Annotated in this window: 15 protein-coding genes; 13 read left to right on the forward strand and 2 right to left on the reverse strand. The window is 45.8% G+C overall.

The features are described 5' to 3' along the window. Positions 1 to 161: 161 nt before the first annotated feature. The gene (gene ffh / locus I5M27_RS12290; protein ID WP_200506525.1) at positions 162 to 1,499 is read right to left on the reverse strand and encodes a signal recognition particle protein; all 1,338 of its coding nucleotides are present in this window, start codon (positions 1,497 to 1,499) and stop codon (positions 162 to 164) included. Between the two features lie 93 nt (positions 1,500 to 1,592). Here ffh and I5M27_RS12295 point away from each other — a divergent pair, with 93 nt between their 5' ends. Next, on the forward strand, positions 1,593 to 2,966 hold the full coding sequence (locus tag I5M27_RS12295) for a glycosyltransferase family 4 protein (RefSeq protein WP_200506526.1): 1,374 nt from the start codon (positions 1,593 to 1,595) through the stop codon (positions 2,964 to 2,966). A gap of 71 nt (positions 2,967 to 3,037) precedes the next feature. Here the strand turns inward: I5M27_RS12295 and I5M27_RS12300 are convergent, their stop codons facing one another. Continuing rightward, the gene (locus I5M27_RS12300) at positions 3,038 to 4,138 is read right to left on the reverse strand and encodes a glycosyltransferase family 61 protein (RefSeq protein ID WP_200506527.1); all 1,101 of its coding nucleotides are present in this window, start codon (positions 4,136 to 4,138) and stop codon (positions 3,038 to 3,040) included. 180 nt (positions 4,139 to 4,318) lie between these two features. Here I5M27_RS12300 and pseB point away from each other — a divergent pair, with 180 nt between their 5' ends. The 12 genes from pseB (at position 4,319) to I5M27_RS12360 (ending at position 20,280) form a co-directional block, all read left to right on the forward strand. Continuing rightward, positions 4,319 to 5,338, forward strand: coding sequence for a UDP-N-acetylglucosamine 4,6-dehydratase (inverting) (gene pseB, locus I5M27_RS12305; protein WP_200506528.1), 1,020 nt, complete (start codon positions 4,319 to 4,321; stop codon positions 5,336 to 5,338). Positions 5,339 to 5,438: 100 nt separating this feature from the next. Then, positions 5,439 to 6,620: a UDP-4-amino-4,6-dideoxy-N-acetyl-beta-L-altrosamine transaminase gene (gene pseC, locus I5M27_RS12310; protein WP_200506529.1), complete on the forward strand. Its 1,182-nt coding sequence runs from the start codon at positions 5,439 to 5,441 to the stop codon at positions 6,618 to 6,620. Beyond that, positions 6,613 to 7,491, forward strand: coding sequence for an aldo/keto reductase (locus tag I5M27_RS12315; protein WP_200506530.1), 879 nt, complete (start codon positions 6,613 to 6,615; stop codon positions 7,489 to 7,491). The genes pseC and I5M27_RS12315 overlap by 8 nt, the downstream gene beginning before the upstream one ends. 117 nt (positions 7,492 to 7,608) lie before the next feature. Beyond that, on the forward strand, positions 7,609 to 8,385 hold the full coding sequence (locus tag I5M27_RS12320) for an SDR family NAD(P)-dependent oxidoreductase (RefSeq protein ID WP_234462517.1): 777 nt from the start codon (positions 7,609 to 7,611) through the stop codon (positions 8,383 to 8,385). 47 nt (positions 8,386 to 8,432) lie between these two features. Continuing rightward, the gene (locus I5M27_RS12325; RefSeq protein ID WP_200506531.1) at positions 8,433 to 10,220 is read left to right on the forward strand and encodes a cytidylyltransferase domain-containing protein; all 1,788 of its coding nucleotides are present in this window, start codon (positions 8,433 to 8,435) and stop codon (positions 10,218 to 10,220) included. Beyond that, a complete protein-coding gene (gene pseG, locus I5M27_RS12330; RefSeq protein WP_200506532.1) occupies positions 10,207 to 11,676 on the forward strand; it encodes a UDP-2,4-diacetamido-2,4,6-trideoxy-beta-L-altropyranose hydrolase in 1,470 nt (489 codons plus the stop codon). The genes I5M27_RS12325 and pseG overlap by 14 nt, the downstream gene beginning before the upstream one ends. A 98-nt stretch (positions 11,677 to 11,774) precedes the next feature. Beyond that, complete coding sequence (locus I5M27_RS12335) at positions 11,775 to 13,859, forward strand: prolyl oligopeptidase family serine peptidase (RefSeq protein ID WP_200506533.1); 2,085 nt, start codon at positions 11,775 to 11,777, stop codon at positions 13,857 to 13,859. A 93-nt stretch (positions 13,860 to 13,952) separates the two neighbouring features. Then, positions 13,953 to 14,993 (forward strand): pseudaminic acid synthase, encoded by a 1,041-nt coding sequence (pseI, locus tag I5M27_RS12340; protein WP_200506779.1) that lies wholly within the window; start codon positions 13,953 to 13,955, stop codon positions 14,991 to 14,993. Between the two features lie 4 nt (positions 14,994 to 14,997). Beyond that, positions 14,998 to 16,290: a hypothetical protein gene (locus tag I5M27_RS12345; RefSeq protein ID WP_234462518.1), complete on the forward strand. Its 1,293-nt coding sequence runs from the start codon at positions 14,998 to 15,000 to the stop codon at positions 16,288 to 16,290. A 10-nt stretch (positions 16,291 to 16,300) separates the two neighbouring features. Then, positions 16,301 to 17,623, forward strand: coding sequence for a polysaccharide deacetylase family protein (locus tag I5M27_RS12350; RefSeq protein WP_200506534.1), 1,323 nt, complete (start codon positions 16,301 to 16,303; stop codon positions 17,621 to 17,623). A gap of 118 nt (positions 17,624 to 17,741) precedes the next feature. Continuing rightward, positions 17,742 to 19,220 carry a lipopolysaccharide biosynthesis protein gene (locus I5M27_RS18820; protein WP_200506535.1) on the forward strand — a complete coding sequence of 493 codons (1,479 nt, stop codon included), beginning with the start codon at positions 17,742 to 17,744 and terminating at the stop codon, positions 19,218 to 19,220. A gap of 193 nt (positions 19,221 to 19,413) precedes the next feature. After that, positions 19,414 to 20,280 carry a DUF6565 domain-containing protein gene (locus I5M27_RS12360; protein ID WP_200506536.1) on the forward strand — a complete coding sequence of 289 codons (867 nt, stop codon included), beginning with the start codon at positions 19,414 to 19,416 and terminating at the stop codon, positions 20,278 to 20,280. The last annotated feature ends 45 nt before the right edge of the window (positions 20,281 to 20,325 follow it).

Below are 20,325 nucleotides of genomic sequence, written 5' to 3' on the forward strand. Positions count from 1 at the left end.
ACAGAAAAAGTCAGAGATCCGCGCAATCTAAAAATCCATAAAATCCGCAATTCAGACATAAAAAAAGCTGCAGCTCTTATCGAACTGCAGCTTTTTTATTTTCGCAGGAAACCCGGATCATTTTCAAATTATCAGATTCCCAAAATCTTCAAATTCAGGAATTAGCGTCCGCCAGTCATGGCTTTCAGTTTGCTCATCATGCCAGGTTTGCCGCTCATTTTATTCATGCTGCGCATCATTTTACGCATATCATTGAACTGCTTCATCAGGTTGTTTACCTGCTGAATGGTAGTTCCGGAACCTTTAGCGATCCGGTTACGGCGGCTACCGCTGATCATATCCGGGTTGGCACGTTCTTCTTTGGTCATAGATTTAATGATCGCTTCGATCGGTTTGAAAGCGTTTTCATCGATCTCCACGTCTTTCATCGCTTTACCCACCCCCGGAATCATGCTTACCAGGTCTTTAATGTCACCCATTTTCTTGATCTGCTCCAGCTGCGACAAAAAGTCGTCGAAGTTGAACTGGTTTTTGCGGATCTTCTGGTTAATGCGGCGGGCTTCATCTTCGTCGAAAGTTTGCTGCGCACGCTCTACTAACGAGATCACGTCACCCATACCCAGAATACGCTGCGCCATCCGGTCAGGATAGAACAGGTCCAGGGCTTCCATTTTCTCACCAGTCGAAATGAATTTGATCGGTTTTTCCACTACCGCTCGGATAGAAAGTGCTGCACCACCGCGGGAGTCACCGTCTAATTTGGTAAGCACCACGCCGTCGAAATTGATGCGTTCGTTGAAGGTTTTAGCTGTATTCACCGCATCCTGACCCGTCATGGAATCTACCACAAACAAAGTTTCGGTTGGGTTGATGGCGCGTTTTATTTCGGCAATTTCGTTCATCATCGCTTCGTCCACAGCCAGACGGCCGGCGGTATCGATGATCACTACTTTTTTATGATTCTGCTTGGCAAAAGCAATGGCTTCCTGGGCAATTTTAACCGGATTTTTTTCCTCCATGTTGGTGTAAACATCTACTCCAACCTGGCCGGCCAATACTTTCAGCTGCTCAATCGCCGCCGGACGATACACGTCGCAGGCAGCCACCAGAACCTGACGGTTTTGCTTCTTCAGGTAATTGGCCAGTTTGCCGGTAAAGGTGGTTTTACCAGAACCCTGCAGACCTGCAATCAGAATAATAGCCGGATCGCCTTTAATGTTGATGTCCTGCTTTTCGCCGCCCATCAGTTCGGTAAGCTCTTCGTGCACGATCTTCACCATCAGCTGTCCAGGGCTAACCGCAATTAAAACGTCGCGCCCCATGGCCTCGTCTTTGATCTTATCGGTAACGGTTTTGGCCACTTTGTAGTTAACGTCGGCATCTACGAGCGCGCGGCGCACTTCTTTAATGGTTTGTGCAACGTTAATTTCCGTAATGCTGCCCTGCCCTTTCAGGGTTTTAAAGGCGCGGTCTAACTTGGTACTTAAATTATCGAACATCGTATATAAATCAGTTTAAAGAACAAAAATACGTATAAAACCGGAAATTTCCTGCAATTTTTAATTAAGCTCCGTATATTCGTTCCTGAATATATGCTACAGAAATTTCCACAAAAAGAAGACAATCCGCCGGAACCTCAAAAGTCCGCCCAGCCTTTACTCAAAGTGCTGTTCATCACCTATTACTGGCCCCCTTCCGGCGGCGCCGGGGTGCAGCGTTGTCTGAAATTTGTCAAGCATCTTCCCGAGTTCGGCATTGAGCCTACGGTAATTACTGTAGACGAGAACGAAGGTTCTTACCCGCTTTTCGACCAGAGTTTGCTTTCAGAAATTCCGGCCGGCGTACGCGTTTTTCGCACGTCCACGTCCGAGCCTTTTGAGTATTATAAAAAGCTTACCGGCAAAAAAGAAATTCCTTACGGCGGCTTTGCCAATGAAAAGAAAACGGGTTTTGTGCAAAAATTGTTCAAGTTTTTGCGGGGCAATCTGTTTATTCCGGATGCGCGCGTAGGGTGGAATAAACATGCGCTGAGAAAATGCGCCGAACTGCTGAAAACCGAAAAATTCGATGCCGTTATTACCACTTCCCCGCCCCATTCCTCGCAGCTTATTGGCCTGGAACTGCAGAAAAAATACGGCCTGCGCTGGATCGCCGATCTGCGCGACCCCTGGACGGATATTTACTATTACAAAGACCTGGCGCACACGCTTCTGGCTAAAAAACTCGACGAAAAATACGAGCGCAACGTAATCGAAAAATCGGATGCACTGCTGGTAACCAGTGCGGATACCAAACGGCTGTTTTTAAATAAAAGCCCGAAGGTTGATCCGCATAAAGTTCACGTTTTGCCGAACGGCTACGATGAAGCCGATTTCCATTTCGATTCCGAGCCACCGCAGGATATGTTTTGCCTGACCTACACCGGCACCATTACCGACACCTACAACATTGAAACGTTCCTGCAGGCCTTCGCCGAAAATGCGCGGCGCCATTCCGATATCAAATTCCTGTTGCGGTTCGTGGGCAAAGTTTCGGCCGAAGTGCACAAGCAAATTAAAGAAGCCAACTTACTTTATTGCACCGAATTCATAGCGTTTGTGCCGCACCGCGAATCGATCCAATATTTAATGCGGTCCACGGCTTTATTAATGGCCGTGCCGGACGTAGAAAATAACTTTTGCATTCTGCCCGGCAAATTATTCGAGTACCTGGCTTCGAACAAACAGATCATTTGCATCGGCCCGGTTTCTTCCGATGCCGATACTATTATTGATGAATGCGGTGCCGGCCGCACCTTTACCTACGACGGCTACGATCTGATGCTCGATCACCTGGACACCATGAGCCGTAACTGGAAAGTAAACCCGAATTTAGACTTGCCTTACATTAATTACAGCCGTTATTCGCGCCGGGCATTAACCGGTAAACTGGCCGAACTGATCCGGAAAAAGGAAGAAAAACGGTAGGGTTTTGAGCAGTAAAAAGTCAGCATTATTTAAACCTCACTTGTTTCCTAAAACTTGTGAGGTTTTTTTATTTATACAATCTCCTGCAGTTTCCTTTCAAAAGCTTCCACTGAAACCTCAAAATCCAGTTTTTCATCGGCTTCGCTGCCAATTAAATAGTGGTAATCTAAATCCAGACCTTTGCTTAACAGAAAATAATGCGGTTTTACGGCGGTGGCAGGGTGTAATTCTAAAACGGTAGCGTTCTGAGCAAAAAAAGTATTGGTAAACCCAGCGCCGTGCGGCCCGGCAATAATGCGGCTTTCATGAAACAAAGCAACTTGTTCGCGGTAACTCAGTGTTTCGGGAAATACCACTTCAAAACCGAATCTTTCTAAAACCGGCAGCAACTCAACTTCATTTTTAATGCGCCGCTTGGAAGCCCGGCTCCGGCTGATGAAAATTTTACGGGTCGGGGGTTTCGGATCGATCCGGTAGCCTGTTAAAATCTTATTGCGCAAAAAACTACTGATCTCTTTTGGCAAGTAACCGCTTACATTATTGGCCACAAACGAAGGCATCAGGAAATGTTCACATTCCCACTTTTCATTTTTCCGGATGTAGGCCACATCAATATGAGGAAATTCTTTCAGCACATAATTCAACGTATCGAACTGAAATTGGGGCATGTTAGCATTAACTATCAGCGTGAGCGGCTCCTGCACAGTTTGCGCCAGCACAACTAAGCGCGGCAAACAATCCAGGAACCAATGATAGTTACTGGTTTCGGCCCAGGGAAAGTGAAAAACGGATGAGTACAATCCGGCTTTACGTTTTTTCAGCATAAATGCCGGCATGCGCCAGGCGGGTGATAAGGATAAACGTCGCTGGTCGAGCACCGATTCCACCACCACTTTATCGTGCAGCACCACCGCTCCGGAATTACCTAAAAGCATAGCGTATGGCAGTTTGGTAACCGAAATTTCTTTCTGCCACATGCCTCTCGAATAATCGGGTTCTAAGTTAAAAGAGGCTGCACAAATGGTTAAAAAAGCCTGTTCGTTCTCTTTAAAATTAACCAATGCTGCCGGACGCAAAACCGTTTTGCCTGCATGATGAAAGACTGAAACTGCCCGGTAATAATAATTTACAGCCGATAGAATTTTTAATACCGTTTTCCGCAGCAAAGCCATAGCAGTTTGTTCCGTTAAATAAAATAGAAATGCAAAATTAGGGAATTTATGCGGGCCTGTTATTCAGTTTTCAGGTTTTTGAGTAACTTGCTCTCTTATTCCGGCAGGGGCAGTTTTTAAGGCCCAAACCATAGCGTTTTAAACGCCAGCATCTCCTGTTCCGGTCATCAACAAACAAAAATGAGCTTAGATCTTAATCAGAAATCTATATTAGTAACGGGCGGCACCGGCTCGTTCGGCAAGAAATTCGTCGAAACCATTCTTACCAAATTCCCGGAAGTAAAACGCCTGGTAGTTTACTCGCGCGACGAACTGAAACAGTACGAAATGGCGCAGCAATTCCCGCACAGTAAATACAAGGCCATCCGTTATTTTATTGGCGATGTGCGCGATGCTGAACGCCTGAAACGTGCCTGCGAAGGAATCGATATTATTGTGCACGCTGCCGCTATGAAACAGGTTCCGGCGGCGGAATACAACCCGATGGAATGCATCAAAACCAATATTTTCGGGGCTGAAAACGTAATTAACGCGGCTATGGATAACGGGGTTACGGATGTAGTAGCCCTTTCTACCGACAAAGCGGCGGCACCGATCAACTTATATGGCGCTACTAAATTATGCTCCGATAAATTGTTTGTGGCGGCCAATAACATGATCGGTTTCCGCAATCTTAAGTTTTCGGTGGTGCGTTACGGCAACGTTATTGGTTCGCGCGGCTCGGTGGTTCCATTTTTTATAGATAAACGAAAAGACGGCGTTTTACCGATCACGCATCCGGAAATGACCCGCTTTAATATTTCGCTGGAAGAAGGCGTGGATCTGGTTTTACATGCTTTGGAATACGCCTGGGGCGGTGAGATCTTCGTGCCTAAAATTCCTTCCTATAAAATAACCGACGTAGCCACTGCGATTGGTCCGAACTGTGATCAGGAAATTGTAGGAATTCGTCCAGGTGAAAAACTCCACGAAGAAATGATCACCGAAACCGATTCTTTGAGTACCATTGAGCTCGATAAATACTACGTGATCGTACCTACCACGCCGCGCTGGTCGCCAAAAGAATACATGGAAGACTTTAAAGGCAGAATGGTAGAACCCGGCTTCAAATACAATTCCGGCACCAACGACGACTGGCTCTCGCCCGAACAGATCCGCGAAGAGATCCGCCTGCACGTAGATCCTAATTTTACAGTTTAATGATTGAATGGCTTAATTGTTAAATTGCTAATTGGTTAAAATCAGTTTTATTTAAGAACTATCAGTAATTTAACAATACAACAATTAAACAATTTCAACAATGAAACCCATTCCCTACGGCCGGCAGCACATTACTCAGGATGACATCGATGCAGTAGTGGAAACCCTGCAATCTGATTTTCTGACGCAAGGCCCGAAGGTGCTGGAATTTGAGCAGAAATTTGCGGAATATATCGGGGCGCAATTTGCAGTGGCGGTGGCCAACGGCACGGCCGCTTTGCATTTGTGTGCGCTGGCTTTGGGCGTAAATGAAAGTTCCCGGGTCATTACCACACCAATCACGTTTGCGGCTTCGGCTAATTGCGTGCGTTACTGCGGCGGCTCAGTAGAATTTGCGGACATCGATCCGGAAACCGGCCTGCTCGATCTGGAAAAAGTGCGCCAAAAACTGGAAAGCCAACCCAAAGGTTATTACTGCGGCATGATTCCAGTTGATTTTGCCGGCATGCCCGTGAATTTAGAAGCATTCCGTAAACTGGCCGACGAATATGGTTTGTGGATCATCGAAGACGCCTGCCACGCACCGGGCGGTTATTTCTTCGATTCCAACGGCGAAAAACAAATGTGCGGCAACGGGAATTACGCCGATCTGGCTATCTTTTCCTTTCACCCGGTTAAACACATTGCCACCGGCGAAGGCGGCATGATCACGACCAACAACCCGGAGCTTTACGAAAAATTACTGACTTTGCGCACGCACGGCATTACCCGCGACCCGGCTAAAATGCACGAAAACCACGGCGGCTGGTACATGGAAATGCAGGAACTCGGCTATAACTACCGCATGCCCGATATGCTCACCGCGCTCGGAATTTCGCAATTAAAACGCGCCGAGGCAGGTTTATTGCGCCGCCAGGAAATTGCCAAACGCTATGATCTGGCCTTCCAAAACTCTCCGGATATAAAGATCCTGAACCCGGCAGCTTACGTAGAAAAAACTTCATCAGAAACCTTGCATGCGTATCATTTATACGTTATCCAGGTAGAGAAACGCAAAGAACTTTACGACTTCCTGCGGGCTAAAAACATCTTTGCCCAGGTGCATTATATACCGGTGCATTTAATGCCCTATTACCGCGAACAAGGTTTCAAAAAAGACGATTTCCCGCTGGCCGAAGCCTATTACGATATGTGTTTAAGCCTGCCCATGTTCCCGAGTTTAACGGATGAAGAACAGGATTTTGTGATAGCCAGCGTAAAAGAATTTTTGCAGCATGCCTGAAACCCGCTACCTGAAAAAATTAGCCATCGGCACGGTGCAGTTCGGGCTTAATTATGGCATCAGCAACCAAAGCGGACAAAGCAGTTTTGAAGCCGTTTGCGAAATCCTGAAAGAAGCCCAAAACCTTGGAATTGACACGCTCGATACAGCTGCGGCTTATGGGAATTCCGAAACCATTTTAGGTGAAGCATTAACCCGAACCGGCACGCAATTTACCATCGTCACCAAAGTTTCCGGCCAGGAAGAATCGTTACAAAAAACGGTAGGGAATTCGCTCGAAAAACTCAAAACCACCACCGTTTACGGCTGCCTATTTCACGATTATAATTCCTGGAAGCAGCAACCGCAGCTTTTAGACGAACTGCAAAACCTGAAAGCGGAAGGCAAGATCCACAAGCTCGGTTTTTCGCTTTATTATCCGCAGCAGGCCGAAGAATTACTGGAGAAAAATGTGCCTTTCGATCTGGTTCAGGTACCTTACAGCTTGTTTGACCAGCGTTTCGAAACGGTATTCAAAAAGCTCAAGAAAGTCGGGGTTGAAATTCATACCCGCTCCGTTTTTCTGCAGGGTCTTTTCTTCCTCGGACCCGGAAAAACCAATCCCTATTTTCAGGAAATTTTACCGCAGATTGCCGCTGTAAAAGCTTTTGCTGCGCAGCAAAATATTCCGTTGAACCTGCTTTTGCTTGGTTTCGCTGCTTTAAATCTGAACATCGATAAAGTTGTGATCGGAGTAGAAAACACCTCACAATTAAAGCAAAATGCTGCCTTTGTAAAATACCTGCCGCAAATCGAAAAACTCTATCCGGAAATGCAGAAATTTGCGCTGCAGAAAGAAGAATTCCTGCTGCCTTTTAACTGGAAACTGTAGCCCATAATTAATTTCCCGTAGCGTAGAATTTAATCCACACGCTACGGGAAATTAAATCTGGTTTTTACCCCAGCGAAAATCTTTCTACTTTTAGCATTCATCTTTCCTTTTTATAAAATGGCCGAATCAATTTTTAACTTAACCGACAAAGTGGTTGCTATTACCGGTGGTTATGGATACCTGGGCAAAGCAATTTGTGAAGGGCTGGTTGAATTTGGCGCAAAAGTTTACGTGCTCGGCCGTTCACAGGAAAAATTTGAAGCCGCTTTCGATAAACCCGGAAATATAAGATTCCAGCCTTGTGATGTAGCCGTTTCCGAAAGCATCCGCGAAGCATTCGGTGAAATTATTAACCTGGAAGGCCAGCTCGATGTGCTCATCAACAACGCTTTTTACAGCAAAGGTCAGCATCCCGAAAAAATCACCGACGAAGAATGGGCGTTCGGAATCGATGGCAGTTTGAATTCGGTTTACCGTTGCATCCGCGAAATCATTCCGCATTTTAAAGCCCGGAATCACGGCAAGATCATCAACGTTTCTTCCATGTACGGCCTGGTTTCACCTGACTTCAAGGTTTACGACGAGTCGCCGCAATTTTTGAATCCGCCCCATTACGGAGCTTCCAAAGCAGCCGTTATTCAGCTTACCAAATATTACGCCTGCTATTTAGGGCCGTACAACATCCAGGTAAATGCCGTTACGCCGGGGCCGTTTCCGAGCAAAAATGTGCAGCAGAACGAGGCATTTGTAAACCAGTTAAAAGCCAAAAATCCGCTGGGCAGAATTGGCAAACCCGCAGATTTGAAAGGCGCTTTTGTATTATTAAGTTCGGGCGCTTCCGATTTTATTACCGGCCATAATTTAGTAGTAGACGGCGGCTGGACAGCCTGGTAAAATTCAGGCCAACGCGCTTCCGTTTTATAGAAAAAGAAAAGAATAACATGAGTGTATATAATATTTTAGAAGTAGCCAATACCCACGGCGGCAGCAAGGAATATTTGTTAGCATTGATCGAACAGTTTCAGGAATTTAATACCGGGCACGGCATGAAATTCCAGCCCCTGAAAGCCGATGAAATTGCTACCAAAAGTTTTTCCGCTTACCCAATCTACGAAAAGCTGCATTTTACCGAAACCGAGTGGCGGGAAATTTTACTGAAAGCTGCCGAAACCAAAGAGATCTGGATCGATGTCTTTGACCTTTACGGCATCCGGATCATTGAGCAGAATTCAGATTTAATTACCGGCATAAAACTCCAGGCTTCCGTGCTGCAAAACCAGGTTGTGCTGGATGCCCTGGCCAAACTGAACCTAACGAATAAGCTCCTGATCATCAATATTTCGGCTTATGCTTTAGCTGAAATCGAAGCGTTTATTCAAACATTTACTTCGCGCTTAAACCCAAAAGAATTGCTGCTTGAAGTTGGTTTTCAGGCTTACCCTACGGAGCTGCAGGATTCCGGCATCAGCAAGATCAAAACGCTAAAAGAACATTTCCGCAACCGCATCGTTTTTGCCGACCACATTGCAGGCACGCACGAAGATGCCCGCTGGCTGCCGGTAATGGCCACCCTGCTGGGCGCTGATCTCATCGAAAAGCACATCATGCACGATAGCCTGCCGACTGAATATGATCATTTTTCAAGTGTAACCCTCGAGAACTACCGGCTTTATCTGGCAGCGCAAAAACGCTATGCCGGACTCACGAAAAAGTCATTTATCAATCAACGTGAAATCGAATACCTGGAAAAAACGATCCAGATCCCGCTTTCCGGCAAAAAATTAGCGGCCGGCACCTTGGTAAACGAAACCCAGGATCTGGTTTTTAAGCGCAGCGGCGAAACTGGAATTAACGCCAGCCAGATCAAAAAGCTGCAGCAAAACCACCATATTTTAGCCGTAGAAAAAGCCCCGGAAACTACTTTCCAGGCCGAAGATTTTAAGAAAGCCAGCATCGGAACTGTTATTGCCTGCCGCCTGAAATCCACACGATTAACTTCCAAGGCTTTGCTGAAAATCGGCGACCTGACTTCGGTGGAATACTGCATTAAAAACTGCTTAAAACTGGAACAGGTAAACCACACCATTCTGGCTACCTCGACCGTAGAGCAGGATGCGCCGCTGGAAAATTACACCTATCGCCCCGACGTAAAATTCTTCCGGGGCCACCCCGACGATGTGATCCAGCGCTATTTAGGCGTGGCCGAAAAATATAACCTTGACGTGATCATCCGGGTTACAGCCGATATGCCTTTCGTTTCAAATGAAATTTTGGAGATCCTGCTGAAATCGCATTTCGAAACCGGAGCCGATTATACGGTGGCAAAAGATGCGGCGGTAGGCACGAACCTCGAAATTATTAATGTTTCTGCCCTCAAATATGTAAAACAATTCTTCCCGAACGCCGATTATTCCGAATACATGACCTGGTACTTCCAGAATAACGCGGAGCATTTCAAACTGAATTTCGTGGAATTACCTGCTGAACTTGTGCGCGGTTACCGCCTTACCTTAGACTTTCAGGAAGACCTTGAAATGTTCAATCAGTTAGAAAGATATTTTCAGGAAACCAAGCAGCCTTTCTCTTTAAATGAACTGTTTCATTTCCTGGATCAACATCCCGAAATTGCCAAACTAAACCAGGACATTCAGCAAAAATACAAATCCGACCCGGAACTGATCGCAACCCTGAACAAAGTAACCAAGATCCCTGAATTTGCAACGAACTAAGATCATCTTCCGCGCCGACGGCAACAGCCGGATCGGGTTAGGCCACGTGGTGCGTTCGCTGGCTTTGGCAGAATTGCTGCACGATGATTTTGACTGCACGTTTGCCATTCAGGAGCCTTCGCAAACGTTGCTTACGCAACTGAATTCTGTTTGCGAAGAAGTGATCTGTTTACCTTCAAACCAGAGCGAAGCCCTTTTTGCCGAAGCACAAAACATTGCCGAAGCTTTAACCGGCCAGGAAATAATTGTTTTAGACGGCTACCATTTCACTACTGAATACCAGCAGATATTAAAGCGAAAAGGCAACGTACTGGTTTGCCTCGACGATCTGCACGACCGCAAATTCATGGCCGACGCCATCATCAACATTGCCGGCGGCGTGAAACCGGAAATGTATCAGGCCACGGCTTACACCAGATTTTGCATTGGTCCGGAATATGCCTTGCTGCGAAAACCATTCCGGGATGCACAAAAAACGGTAGGGAAAACCCCGGCAAAAGTGGCTAAAATTCTGATCTGTTTTGGCGGCGCCGATCCGGAAAATTACACGCTGAACTTCGCCCGAAAACTGCATCAGTTAAACCCGCATCTGCACTTGGAAATTGTAACTGGTAGCGCGTATCAGCATACCGAATTGCTAAAAGATTTTCTGGCGGAAAAACGCGGGGCAAACTGGCACCAGAACCTGAACGCCGAAGAAATGTGTGCCTTAATGAAAAATTGCGAAGCCGCCCTTTGCTCAGCCAGTTCGGTAGCCTATGAATATTGCGCAGTAAACGGTATGCTTTTCATCGAAAAAACTGCCGGGAATCAAACCGACCTTTATAACTTTTTAATTGCCGAAAACCTGGCATTGCCGGCTGAAAAATTACCTGCACTTTTAAGCGAAAAAACGGTAGCCTTTCAGGACCAAAAACTCATTGAAAAACAGCGCAAAATTTTTAACGGACAAGCGGAAGAAAACCTGCGCCGTTTATTCCGGCAACTTGCTTTACAGGCCCGGCTTTTTTTCCGGCAAGCTACCCTAGAAGATGCCACGCTGCTTTTCGATTGGGCGAATGATCCGGAAGTTCGTAGGTTTTCTTTTAACAGTGAACCCATTCCATTCGAAACCCACCTAAACTGGCTGAACGGAAAACTAAAAAACCCGGACGCTCTACTTTTAATTGCAGAAATCAATACCCAGCCCGCCGCTTTGCTCCGTTTCGATGTGGAGGGAAATTCTGCCCTTATCAGCTATCAGATCGGTGCTGCTTATCGGGGAAAAGGCTTGGGCCACCGCGTACTTCAGCTTGGTTTACCGGTACTTAAAAAGCATTTCGCGCATGTATCGCAGGCCATTGGTTATGTGCAACCGGTTAACGTGCCATCGGTGCGGGCTTTTGAAAAAGCGGAGTATAAGAATCTGGGGATGGAAGAGAAAAACCTGGCTTATAAATTTTTAATTGAAATATAAGCACAAAAGGTAAAACATTAATTGTATTTAAAGTTTTACCTTTGCTCGACCAATTTTGTATTTTCTTCCCACAAAGTACCGAGCCGATTATATTCCGCATGAAAAAACTTTACTTCCTTTGCCTGATTTCTTTTATCACTTCTGCTGCCCAAGGCCAAGGTTTCAATTATCCCACCACCCCGAAAGAAAACACCCAGGAAACTTATTTTAACCGGTACACCATTTCTGATGATTATCAATGGCTGGAAAACTTCAATAGTCAGAAAGTAAAAAATTGGGTAGAGGCACAAAATGAGGTTTCCTTACCTTTTTTGAAGAAAGCCCAGAATAAAAACAACACTTTTCTACTGATCGATAAATACGCCTATACCCGGTTCAGTCATCCCCGGAAAATGGGTAAATACTATTTTTCGCTTGGTCATTTTGATGCCCACGAAACCCCGGGTTTGTTCTATAAGGAATCTTTAAATGTGAGATCGCGCATTCTCGTGGACCCGAATATGATTAATACCCGGGAGAAAATCAATATAAAGAATTACGCCGTTTCAAAGAATTCAGAATTACTGGCTTTCCAGTTTAATAGAAATGGCTCTGACTGGACTGAAATTAAAGTTGTAGCCTTAAGAAACGGCGCATTCCGAAAAGATCATCTCACCAATATAAAGTTCTCTAACATTGCCTGGAAAGACGATGGTTTCTTTTATACAACTTACCCGGCTAGCGACAAAACCGGCCAGACAATTGGCCAGAAAGTTTACTATCATAAAATCGGAACCGACCAAAAAGACGATCAACTGATCTTTGAGCGTATCAATCCATTATTAAACTTCCGGTTTCAGACAACTTCCGACGAGCGTTATTTTGTATTAAAAGAATACAACGATAAAGCCGGAAAGCTTAACGTTTTTTATATCGATTATCAGGAACCAAAGCCTGCTTTAAAACCGCTCCTGCTGAATTTAAAATACGACATCGAATTCCTCGATAGCCATAATGGAAAGTTCATCGCTACTACCACGCATCAGGATAATAACGGCAGTATTTTAGAAATCGACCCGGTTAATCCGCTTAAATGGAGAAGCATTGCATCGAATTTTACCAAAGCTGTATTATTGGATGTTGTGCCGCTTAAGGACAAAATAATTGCCACGTATCAAACCAATCAGCGGCCATTGGTTACCGTTTTCTATTATTCCGGCGAAATTTTATACAACCTGGAATTACCGGTTGGAACATCGGTAAATGGTTTTAACGGTAATCCGGAAGATGAGGAATTCCTTTTTAATCTTTCTTCCTATTTATATCCGCCCATAGTTTACAGCTTTAACGTTAACACTTATCAGAAGAAAGTCACCGACCAGACCCGAATAAATTATACTACAGATGATCTTGAAATAAAAGAAACGGAAGCGATCGCTAAAGATGGCACAAAAATCCCTTTGCTATTGGCTTATAAAAAAGGCCTGAATTTAAATGGCTCAAATCCTACCATTCTTTCGGCTTATGGCGGCTTTGGCACGGTTGTAACCCCATCTTTCGATCCCGGGATAATCTATTTTATAAAACAGGGTGGTATTTATGCATTCGCTAATATCCGGGGCGGCGGCGACCTGGGGGCTACGTGGGCTAGTCAAGGACAAGGACCAAGAAAACAAACTTCTTTCAACGATTTTGTTTCTGCTGCCGAATTTTTGATTAAAGAAGGTTATACCAGTCCGGCCAAACTGGCCAGCACAGGTGCTTCCAATGGCGGATTAGTAGTTGCGGCCTCGGCCATTCAACGCCCGGATTTATTTAAAGCCGTTGTGCCAATTGTTGCTCCGCTAGACATGATCCGGTTCGAGAAATTTACGGCCGGCCATTTTTGGTCAGATGAATACGGCACCGCCAGCGATAGCAGTTCATTTAAAAGATTATACAGCTACTCTCCATTTCACAATATTAAGGAAGACGTAAACTATCCGGCAATGCTCATCATGACCTCTGATAATGACGACCGGGTAGTTCCTTCGCATTCGTACAAATTTGCTGCAAAAATGCAGAACCGACCTGCCCAGAAAAACCTGATCCTGCTAAGAGTCGAGAAAAAAGCTGGTCACTACGGCGCAAGCACAATAACCTCCGAAGTTCACGAAAAAGCCAACATGTACGCTTTTATCTGGGAAATGCTGCACCAGAATTGATTCGGACATTTTGCTAAAAAGCCCGATAAACCTGAATTCGTTAATTCTTCGTTATCTTTGAGTACGCGAAACTGAAATTTGCTTCATTTACTTATGCATACCTTCCAGATCGGAAACCATATCATTGGCCACGGCCAGAAACCATTCATCATCGCCGAAATGTCGGGCAACCACAACCAGAGCCTGGACCGGGCTTTGGAAATTGTAGAAGCGGCCGCCCAGGCCGGCGCGCATGCCATCAAGCTGCAAACCTACACCGCCGATACCATGACGCTGAAAGGTGCCTATACCATTACGGATGAAAATTCACTCTGGAAAGGCCGTGAGCTTTATGATCTTTACCAGGAAGCCTATACGCCCTGGGACTGGCACGAACCTATCTTCAAGCGCGCCGAAGAATTGGGTCTGATCGCTTTCAGTTCGCCATTCGATGAAACGGCCGTAGATTTCCTGGAAACCCTGAACGTACCGCTTTATAAAATTGCTTCCTTCGAAAATACCGACTGGCCTTTGCTAAAAAAAGTAGCCCAAACCGGCAAACCCGTGATCATGAGTACCGGCGTAGCAAACCTTTCGGAGATTGATGAAGCGGTAAGAATCTTGCGCGAAAACAGTTGCCAAAATCTGGTACTTTTAAAATGCACCAGCACCTACCCTTCCACGCCCGAAAACACCAACCTGCTCACCATTCCGCATTTGCAGCAAATGTTCAATTGCGCCGTGGGCCTTTCCGACCATACCATGGGCATTGGCGCAGCGGTGGCGGCAGTAGCTTTAGGTGCCTGCGTGATCGAGAAACATTTTACTCTGCGCCGCGCCGATGGTGGTGTGGATTCCGCTTTTTCTATGGAACCACAGGAAATGGCAGCTTTGGTAACGGAATCGGAACGGGCATATTTAGCGTTGGGCCATATTCAATACGGCATCCAGCAGGCTGAAACCAAAAGCCGTTTATTCAAACGTTCTATTTATGTGGCTAAAGACATTGCCCCCGGCGAAGCCTTCAGCAAGGAAAATTTAAAAGTGATCCGTCCAGGTGATGGCCTGGCACCGAAATTCTGGGAACATGTGCTGGGCAAAATGGCTAAGCAAAACCTGAAAGCCGGCACGCCGCTTACCTGGGAAAACCTGTAAACTGATGTTCGAAAAAACGGTTCAGCGCTACGCCAATATCCTGCATTTGCGGTTCCAGCCTACTTTTGGAGCCATGCCGGCGGCCACACTGAACAAAATTTCGCCCGGTAGTTTCCTGAAGCGTTTCCTGAAAATAAACCTGTACACGCTCGGCCGGCTGCTTCCGAATTTAGTTAAACCGGCTCCTAGAAACGAAGACCTCTCCGGAAAGATCTGGTTGTACGTGGTAAGCCAGAACAATTACGATGCGCTGCATTTTTTAAAAGAGCAGCTACCTGAAACCGTTTTTGTAGCCGGGCAGAACAAGCAGATCGGGCGCTACAACCAACAAGTAAACCGGCTTTCGCTGCGTTGGAAATTCTTTTATACCGCACGGTTTTTTCTGCCCGTTTTCCTGGGGCTTTTTAAAATGCATGGCAGCAAAGCCATTCGGTTTTTCGACCTCATTTTTGTTTCCATCGGCTACTACGAAGCCTACCTGAAACACCTGCAAAAGCACCGGCCGCGCGCCATCGTTTTCGCCAACGATCACAACGACGATTCGCGGGCCATGCTGTTGGCCGCTAATAAATTAAATATTCCAACCGTTTATATCCAGCACGCGACGGTAAGCACAGCTTTTCCGCCGCTGGAATTCACTTTAAGTTTGCTCGAGGGGCAGGATGCACTGGATAAATACCGGCAATGCGGCCCGGTGCAGGGCGAAGTAAAACTGATCGGTATGCCGAAAGCCGACAAGTTCATGCAGTTCCGGAATTTTAAGACAACCTTGAAAAACGTTGGCATTGCCGGCAATTTAATGGATGAATACGATGCCTTAAAAGCTACCATTTTGCAACTGGTACTGCGTTTCCCGGATCTGGAATTTACATTTCGCCCCCACCCCGGAGACGCGCGCGATTTCAGTTTTGTAACCGGAAAAAACGCTATGTTTTCGAGCCCTAAAAGTGAGGGTGCGTTCGAATTCCTGAAAAACCAGGACCTCCTTGTTGCCGCCGAATCTTCCATTCACCTGGAAGCCGCTTTGCTCAACATTCCGGGCATTTATTTCCGTTTAGGTGCCAACAATTTCTACGATTATTATGGGTTTGTAAAAACCGGTTTAATTGCGGAAGCTGCCACTGAAAAAGAACTCTTTTCCCTGGTGCAGCAATACCAGCAAGACCGGCCGGAAGTTTACCAGAAAGCAGCTTATTACAACGCCACCATCGGCACCGAAAACGAAGGCAAAAGCGATGCATTGGCTGTACAATATTTACAGGAATTCCTGCAAAAAACGCTACCATTTCAGGCTTAAAAACTGCCGCATGCTTACCGCCGAAATCATATTCAACTACGTCTGGCTGCATTTCTGCTCCCTTTATCCGGAAGCAAAAAAGCTAAGGGTAGATTATGGTTCGGCGCAAAATGGTAACGTAATTATTCCCGCCAAGGGCCTGACTTTTTTCGAAAAAAACCTGCCGTTTCCGGAAGCAATTTGCTGGCAAAAATGGGACGATCAAAACGTGCCTATCCTGTTTCAAACTGAACTTACCGAAGCCATTTCCGAAGCGGGGCAAATTGTAACGATCAACGCCGATATCATTGCCGGGGCATTTTATTTTCTGAGTGGCTGGCAGGAAATTCATGCTAAAGAACGCGACCGTTTTGGACGTTTTCCTTATAAAGCAAGCCTGCAATTTCAGCACAACTTTGTTGCAGTTCCGATCGTGAATTATTACTTCGATATTCTGAGAACGGCGCTGGAAAAAGGGTATGATATTTCCCTCCGAAACTCACAAAACCAGTTTGCCACTTTTCTTTCGCACGATGTAGACCGGCTCGAAAGTGCCTGGAAAGTGGAAGGTCTGCGCCAACTAAAAAAAGGCAACCTGCTGCAAATTCCCAAACTTGGCTGGCAAAAATTACGCGGTGCCGACCATTGGCACAACCTGAAAACGGTAGCGAAAACGGTGAAAAAACTCGGCGGCATTTCTACGTTTTTCTGGCTGGCGCAAAAAGGAAAATACCAAAACCATCCGAATGCTGATTACAATATTTCGGAATCAAAATATCAGCAACTCATAAAATTCCTGGAAGACGAAGGTTTTGAAAATGCGGTGCACGGAAGTTTCGGAAGTTCAGAAAATGCAGCACAGTTAAAAAATGAAGCTGCGAAAATAAATGCTAAAGTCTCCGGCAACCGTTTTCATTATTTGTGCTTCGATCCGGAAAAAACGCCGCAAAATTTAGCTCAGGCTGGTATTAATTACGACAGCACGCTGGGCTTTGCCGAACATTTCGGTTTCCGTAACGCGTATTGTTTCCCATTCCGGCCATTCGACTTTTCGAGCCTGAAACCCTACCCTTTTCTGGAAGTTCCGCTTAACCTCATGGACGCTACGTTGTGGCACCCAAATTATCTGCAAATTCCGCCTGAAAAAGTGGCCGAAACTATAAAACCGATGCTGCTGGAAATAAAAAAATTCGGCGGCGTATTGGGTTTGCTCTGGCACAACGAAAATTTTTCAGAACTCAACACGAAAAATGGTTTAAGGGCGTTTGAAAATATCATGCACGAGCTGCTGCAACTGGAAACACAATTCAAAACCGGCGCCCAACTTTACCACGATTTTTCCAAAAAACTATAGTAAAGAATTTCAGGCAGGCTGCGGCAATTCATGCGGAACGCAAATTTCCTAACAGCGCATTATACAAAACCGATCCGGAAATTTCGTGTACTTTTGTGCCTTACAATAAAGAATAAACGTGGGCGTAATTAAAAAACAAGGCATTCAGAATACCATCATTTCTTATTTAGGCATGGTGCTTGGTTTTGTGAATGTCATTTATTTAATGCCCAACTTTCTGGCTCCCGAGCAGGTTGGTCTTACCAAATTGCTGATCTCCGTTTCGGCCATGTTTGCCCAGTTTTCCGCGCTGGGTTTTGCCAACATGACCTTTAAATTCTTCCCCTATTACCGCGATAAAGAAAAAGGACATCAGGGTTTTTTCTTCATGCTGCTGCTAATTCCATTCATCAGTTTTCTGATTCTCATGGTGCTGGCGCTGATTTTCAAGCCCTGGGTGCTGCAGTATTATAAGGCGGAAGATGCGGCTTTACTGCTTAAATACTACAACCACATCCTGCTGCTGGCTTTTTTCACCTTGCTCTATATTCTGCAGGATGCTTACCTGAAATCGCTGTACAAAACGGTGGTTTCTTCCTTTGTACAGGATCTTTTCCTGCGGGTTTTAACTTCACTGCTCATTGCGCTTTACGCTTTTGACTGGGTAAATTTCGAAACTTTTGTTTATCTCTATATTGGCATTAACTGCAGCATTGCGCTGGTACTCACGGTCTACATTGTTTTCCTGAAACAACTTTTTATCCGCCCTAATCTCCAGGCTTTTAAGGTGCGGCCATTCAAAGAAGTGCTGGGCTACGGCATGTTCTCGTTTGTCGGCAATATTTCGTCGGTGATCATCAACAACATCGATTCGCTCATGATCCTGAATTACCTGAGCCTAGATGCAGTGGGTATTTTCATGACCGCCAATTTCGTTACCAGCACTATCCGTATCCCGTCGCAATCCATCCTTAAAATTGTAGTGCCGCAAGTAGGAGATTACTGGCGCGAAAACAATTTACCGGCCCTCCAGACTCTTTACCGGCGGGTTACTTCCATAAACCTGGTGCTGGGTTGTTTACTTTTCATCGGTATCTGGGCCAACATCGACAATATCTACGCCATCATGCCCAAGGTTTATAACGAAGGCAAGTACGTGTTTTTCTTCCTGGGCCTGGCGCGTCTATTCGATATTGCAACCGGTCTGAACGGGGTAATTCTGCTCACTTCCCATAAATTCCGCTACGACCTTTTGTTCAACGCATTACTGGCGGCAATTACCATCGGCACCAATTATATTTTCATTCCAACCTACGGCATAAACGGCGCAGCCTTTGCCTCCATGCTGGCCATTGTTTCCATTAACCTGGCGCGGCTTTTCTTCGTGTGGGCCCAGTTCAACATGCAGCCTTTCGTTTGGCGCTCGCTGCTGATTGTTGGCATTGCCATCGTGGTTTATTTACTTTCCGAACTGATACCGGTGCTACCGAATGCCTTCCTCGACATTATCGTGCGTTCGGCGTTTATTGCTTTGCTTTACGGCCTGCTGATCCTGGCACTGAAAGCTTCGCCGGATGCTACTAATTTCTGGAAGAACCTGCTTAAACGCATTCGTTAGAAAATGCACTTTTTCTGCTCAAAACGCTATCCTTTGGCCCTCCAAAACTCTTAGTTGCCAATCCGTTGCTGCCCGAATGCCAGGTAAAATTGTATTGTTTATTGTAGCATTCTGAAACAAAGCCGCTGCACTTTCGTTACAAACCCCAATTCTGAAATATCAGAATTTTACAATTAAACTAAACGAAAGAACTATGAAACGTAATTTTCAGGGCCAGGCTTTTGCATTGCTCGTAACCGCCGGTCTGATCTTCGGAAATACTGCCTGCACAAAATCGGAGCGTGTTGAAACCGAAACTACGGTAGAAAATACCGGTACTGCGGTGAAAAATGAAAGCGAAGAAGCTTATACCAATTTCAAGAACTGGATCGATGAAAAAGAACGCGACACGGCTTACGTGTACGACAGCGAACGCGACTGGAACGAAGTAATTGCTAACCGCGAAGATGCATACAACGAACGCGTAGCCGCGGTTGATAAAAATGCCAAATATTACGACGATGCCCGCCGTGCGGAAATTGAGGAAATGAAAACCCGGTACAGTACCAACTGGCAAACCCGCCGGGCCGCATACGCTTCTTACGGAAAATCCGATTCCCTCCGTCCGGTATATTTAACCGTTCCGGATAACGCCTCCGACCTGAATGCTTTAACGCCGGCCAATATCCGGGCAGCTTACGAAAATTTTGTAGCCAAAGTGCAGGAAAACAAAGAATCTTACACCAACGCCGACTGGCAGGTTGTAGATGCTATGTGGACCGATCTGGACGCCCGTAAAAACGCCATTCAGGAACAGCTTTCGGCCAAAGACAAATTGGAAATTGGCAAAGCTAAAACCAAGTATCAGGCGATGAAAGCGGCCAGCAAAACCGGTAATACTGCCGAGCGGGTAGGTTCCAATATTAAAGATGGTGCCCAAACCGGTGCAGAAAAAACCTCCGATGCTGCCAAAGAAGGTGGTTCAAAAGTAGGTAACGCGGCTAAAAAAGTAGGCTCCGAAACCAAAGACCTCTACAAAAAAGCCGAAGACAAAGTAGACGGTACCAAAGACCGTAAATAAAAACGCTATCTTTTTAAAGCAAAAAATTCCGGTTCAGGTTTGAGC

The sequence above is a fragment of the Adhaeribacter terrigena genome (assembly GCF_016623615.1).
GTDB classification, from domain to species: Bacteria; Bacteroidota; Bacteroidia; order Cytophagales; family Hymenobacteraceae; genus Adhaeribacter_A; species Adhaeribacter_A terrigena.

Coding starts and splice junctions, on each gene's coding strand:
- pseB (WP_200506528.1), top strand. CDS start 4,319: ATGAGCTTAGATCTTAATCAGAAATCTATATTAGTAACGGGCGGCACC.
- I5M27_RS12335 (WP_200506533.1), top strand. CDS start 11,775: ATGAAAAAACTTTACTTCCTTTGCCTGATTTCTTTTATCACTTCTGCT.
- I5M27_RS12325 (WP_200506531.1), top strand. CDS start 8,433: ATGAGTGTATATAATATTTTAGAAGTAGCCAATACCCACGGCGGCAGC.
- pseC (WP_200506529.1), top strand. CDS start 5,439: ATGAAACCCATTCCCTACGGCCGGCAGCACATTACTCAGGATGACATC.
- I5M27_RS12295 (WP_200506526.1), top strand. CDS start 1,593: ATGCTACAGAAATTTCCACAAAAAGAAGACAATCCGCCGGAACCTCAA.
- I5M27_RS12345 (WP_234462518.1), top strand. CDS start 14,998: ATGTTCGAAAAAACGGTTCAGCGCTACGCCAATATCCTGCATTTGCGG.
- I5M27_RS12350 (WP_200506534.1), top strand. CDS start 16,301: ATGCTTACCGCCGAAATCATATTCAACTACGTCTGGCTGCATTTCTGC.
- I5M27_RS12300 (WP_200506527.1), bottom strand. CDS start 4,138: ATGGCTTTGCTGCGGAAAACGGTATTAAAAATTCTATCGGCTGTAAAT.
- I5M27_RS12320 (WP_234462517.1), top strand. CDS start 7,609: ATGGCCGAATCAATTTTTAACTTAACCGACAAAGTGGTTGCTATTACC.
- I5M27_RS12360 (WP_200506536.1), top strand. CDS start 19,414: ATGAAACGTAATTTTCAGGGCCAGGCTTTTGCATTGCTCGTAACCGCC.
- pseI (WP_200506779.1), top strand. CDS start 13,953: ATGCATACCTTCCAGATCGGAAACCATATCATTGGCCACGGCCAGAAA.
- ffh (WP_200506525.1), bottom strand. CDS start 1,499: ATGTTCGATAATTTAAGTACCAAGTTAGACCGCGCCTTTAAAACCCTG.
- I5M27_RS12315 (WP_200506530.1), top strand. CDS start 6,613: ATGCCTGAAACCCGCTACCTGAAAAAATTAGCCATCGGCACGGTGCAG.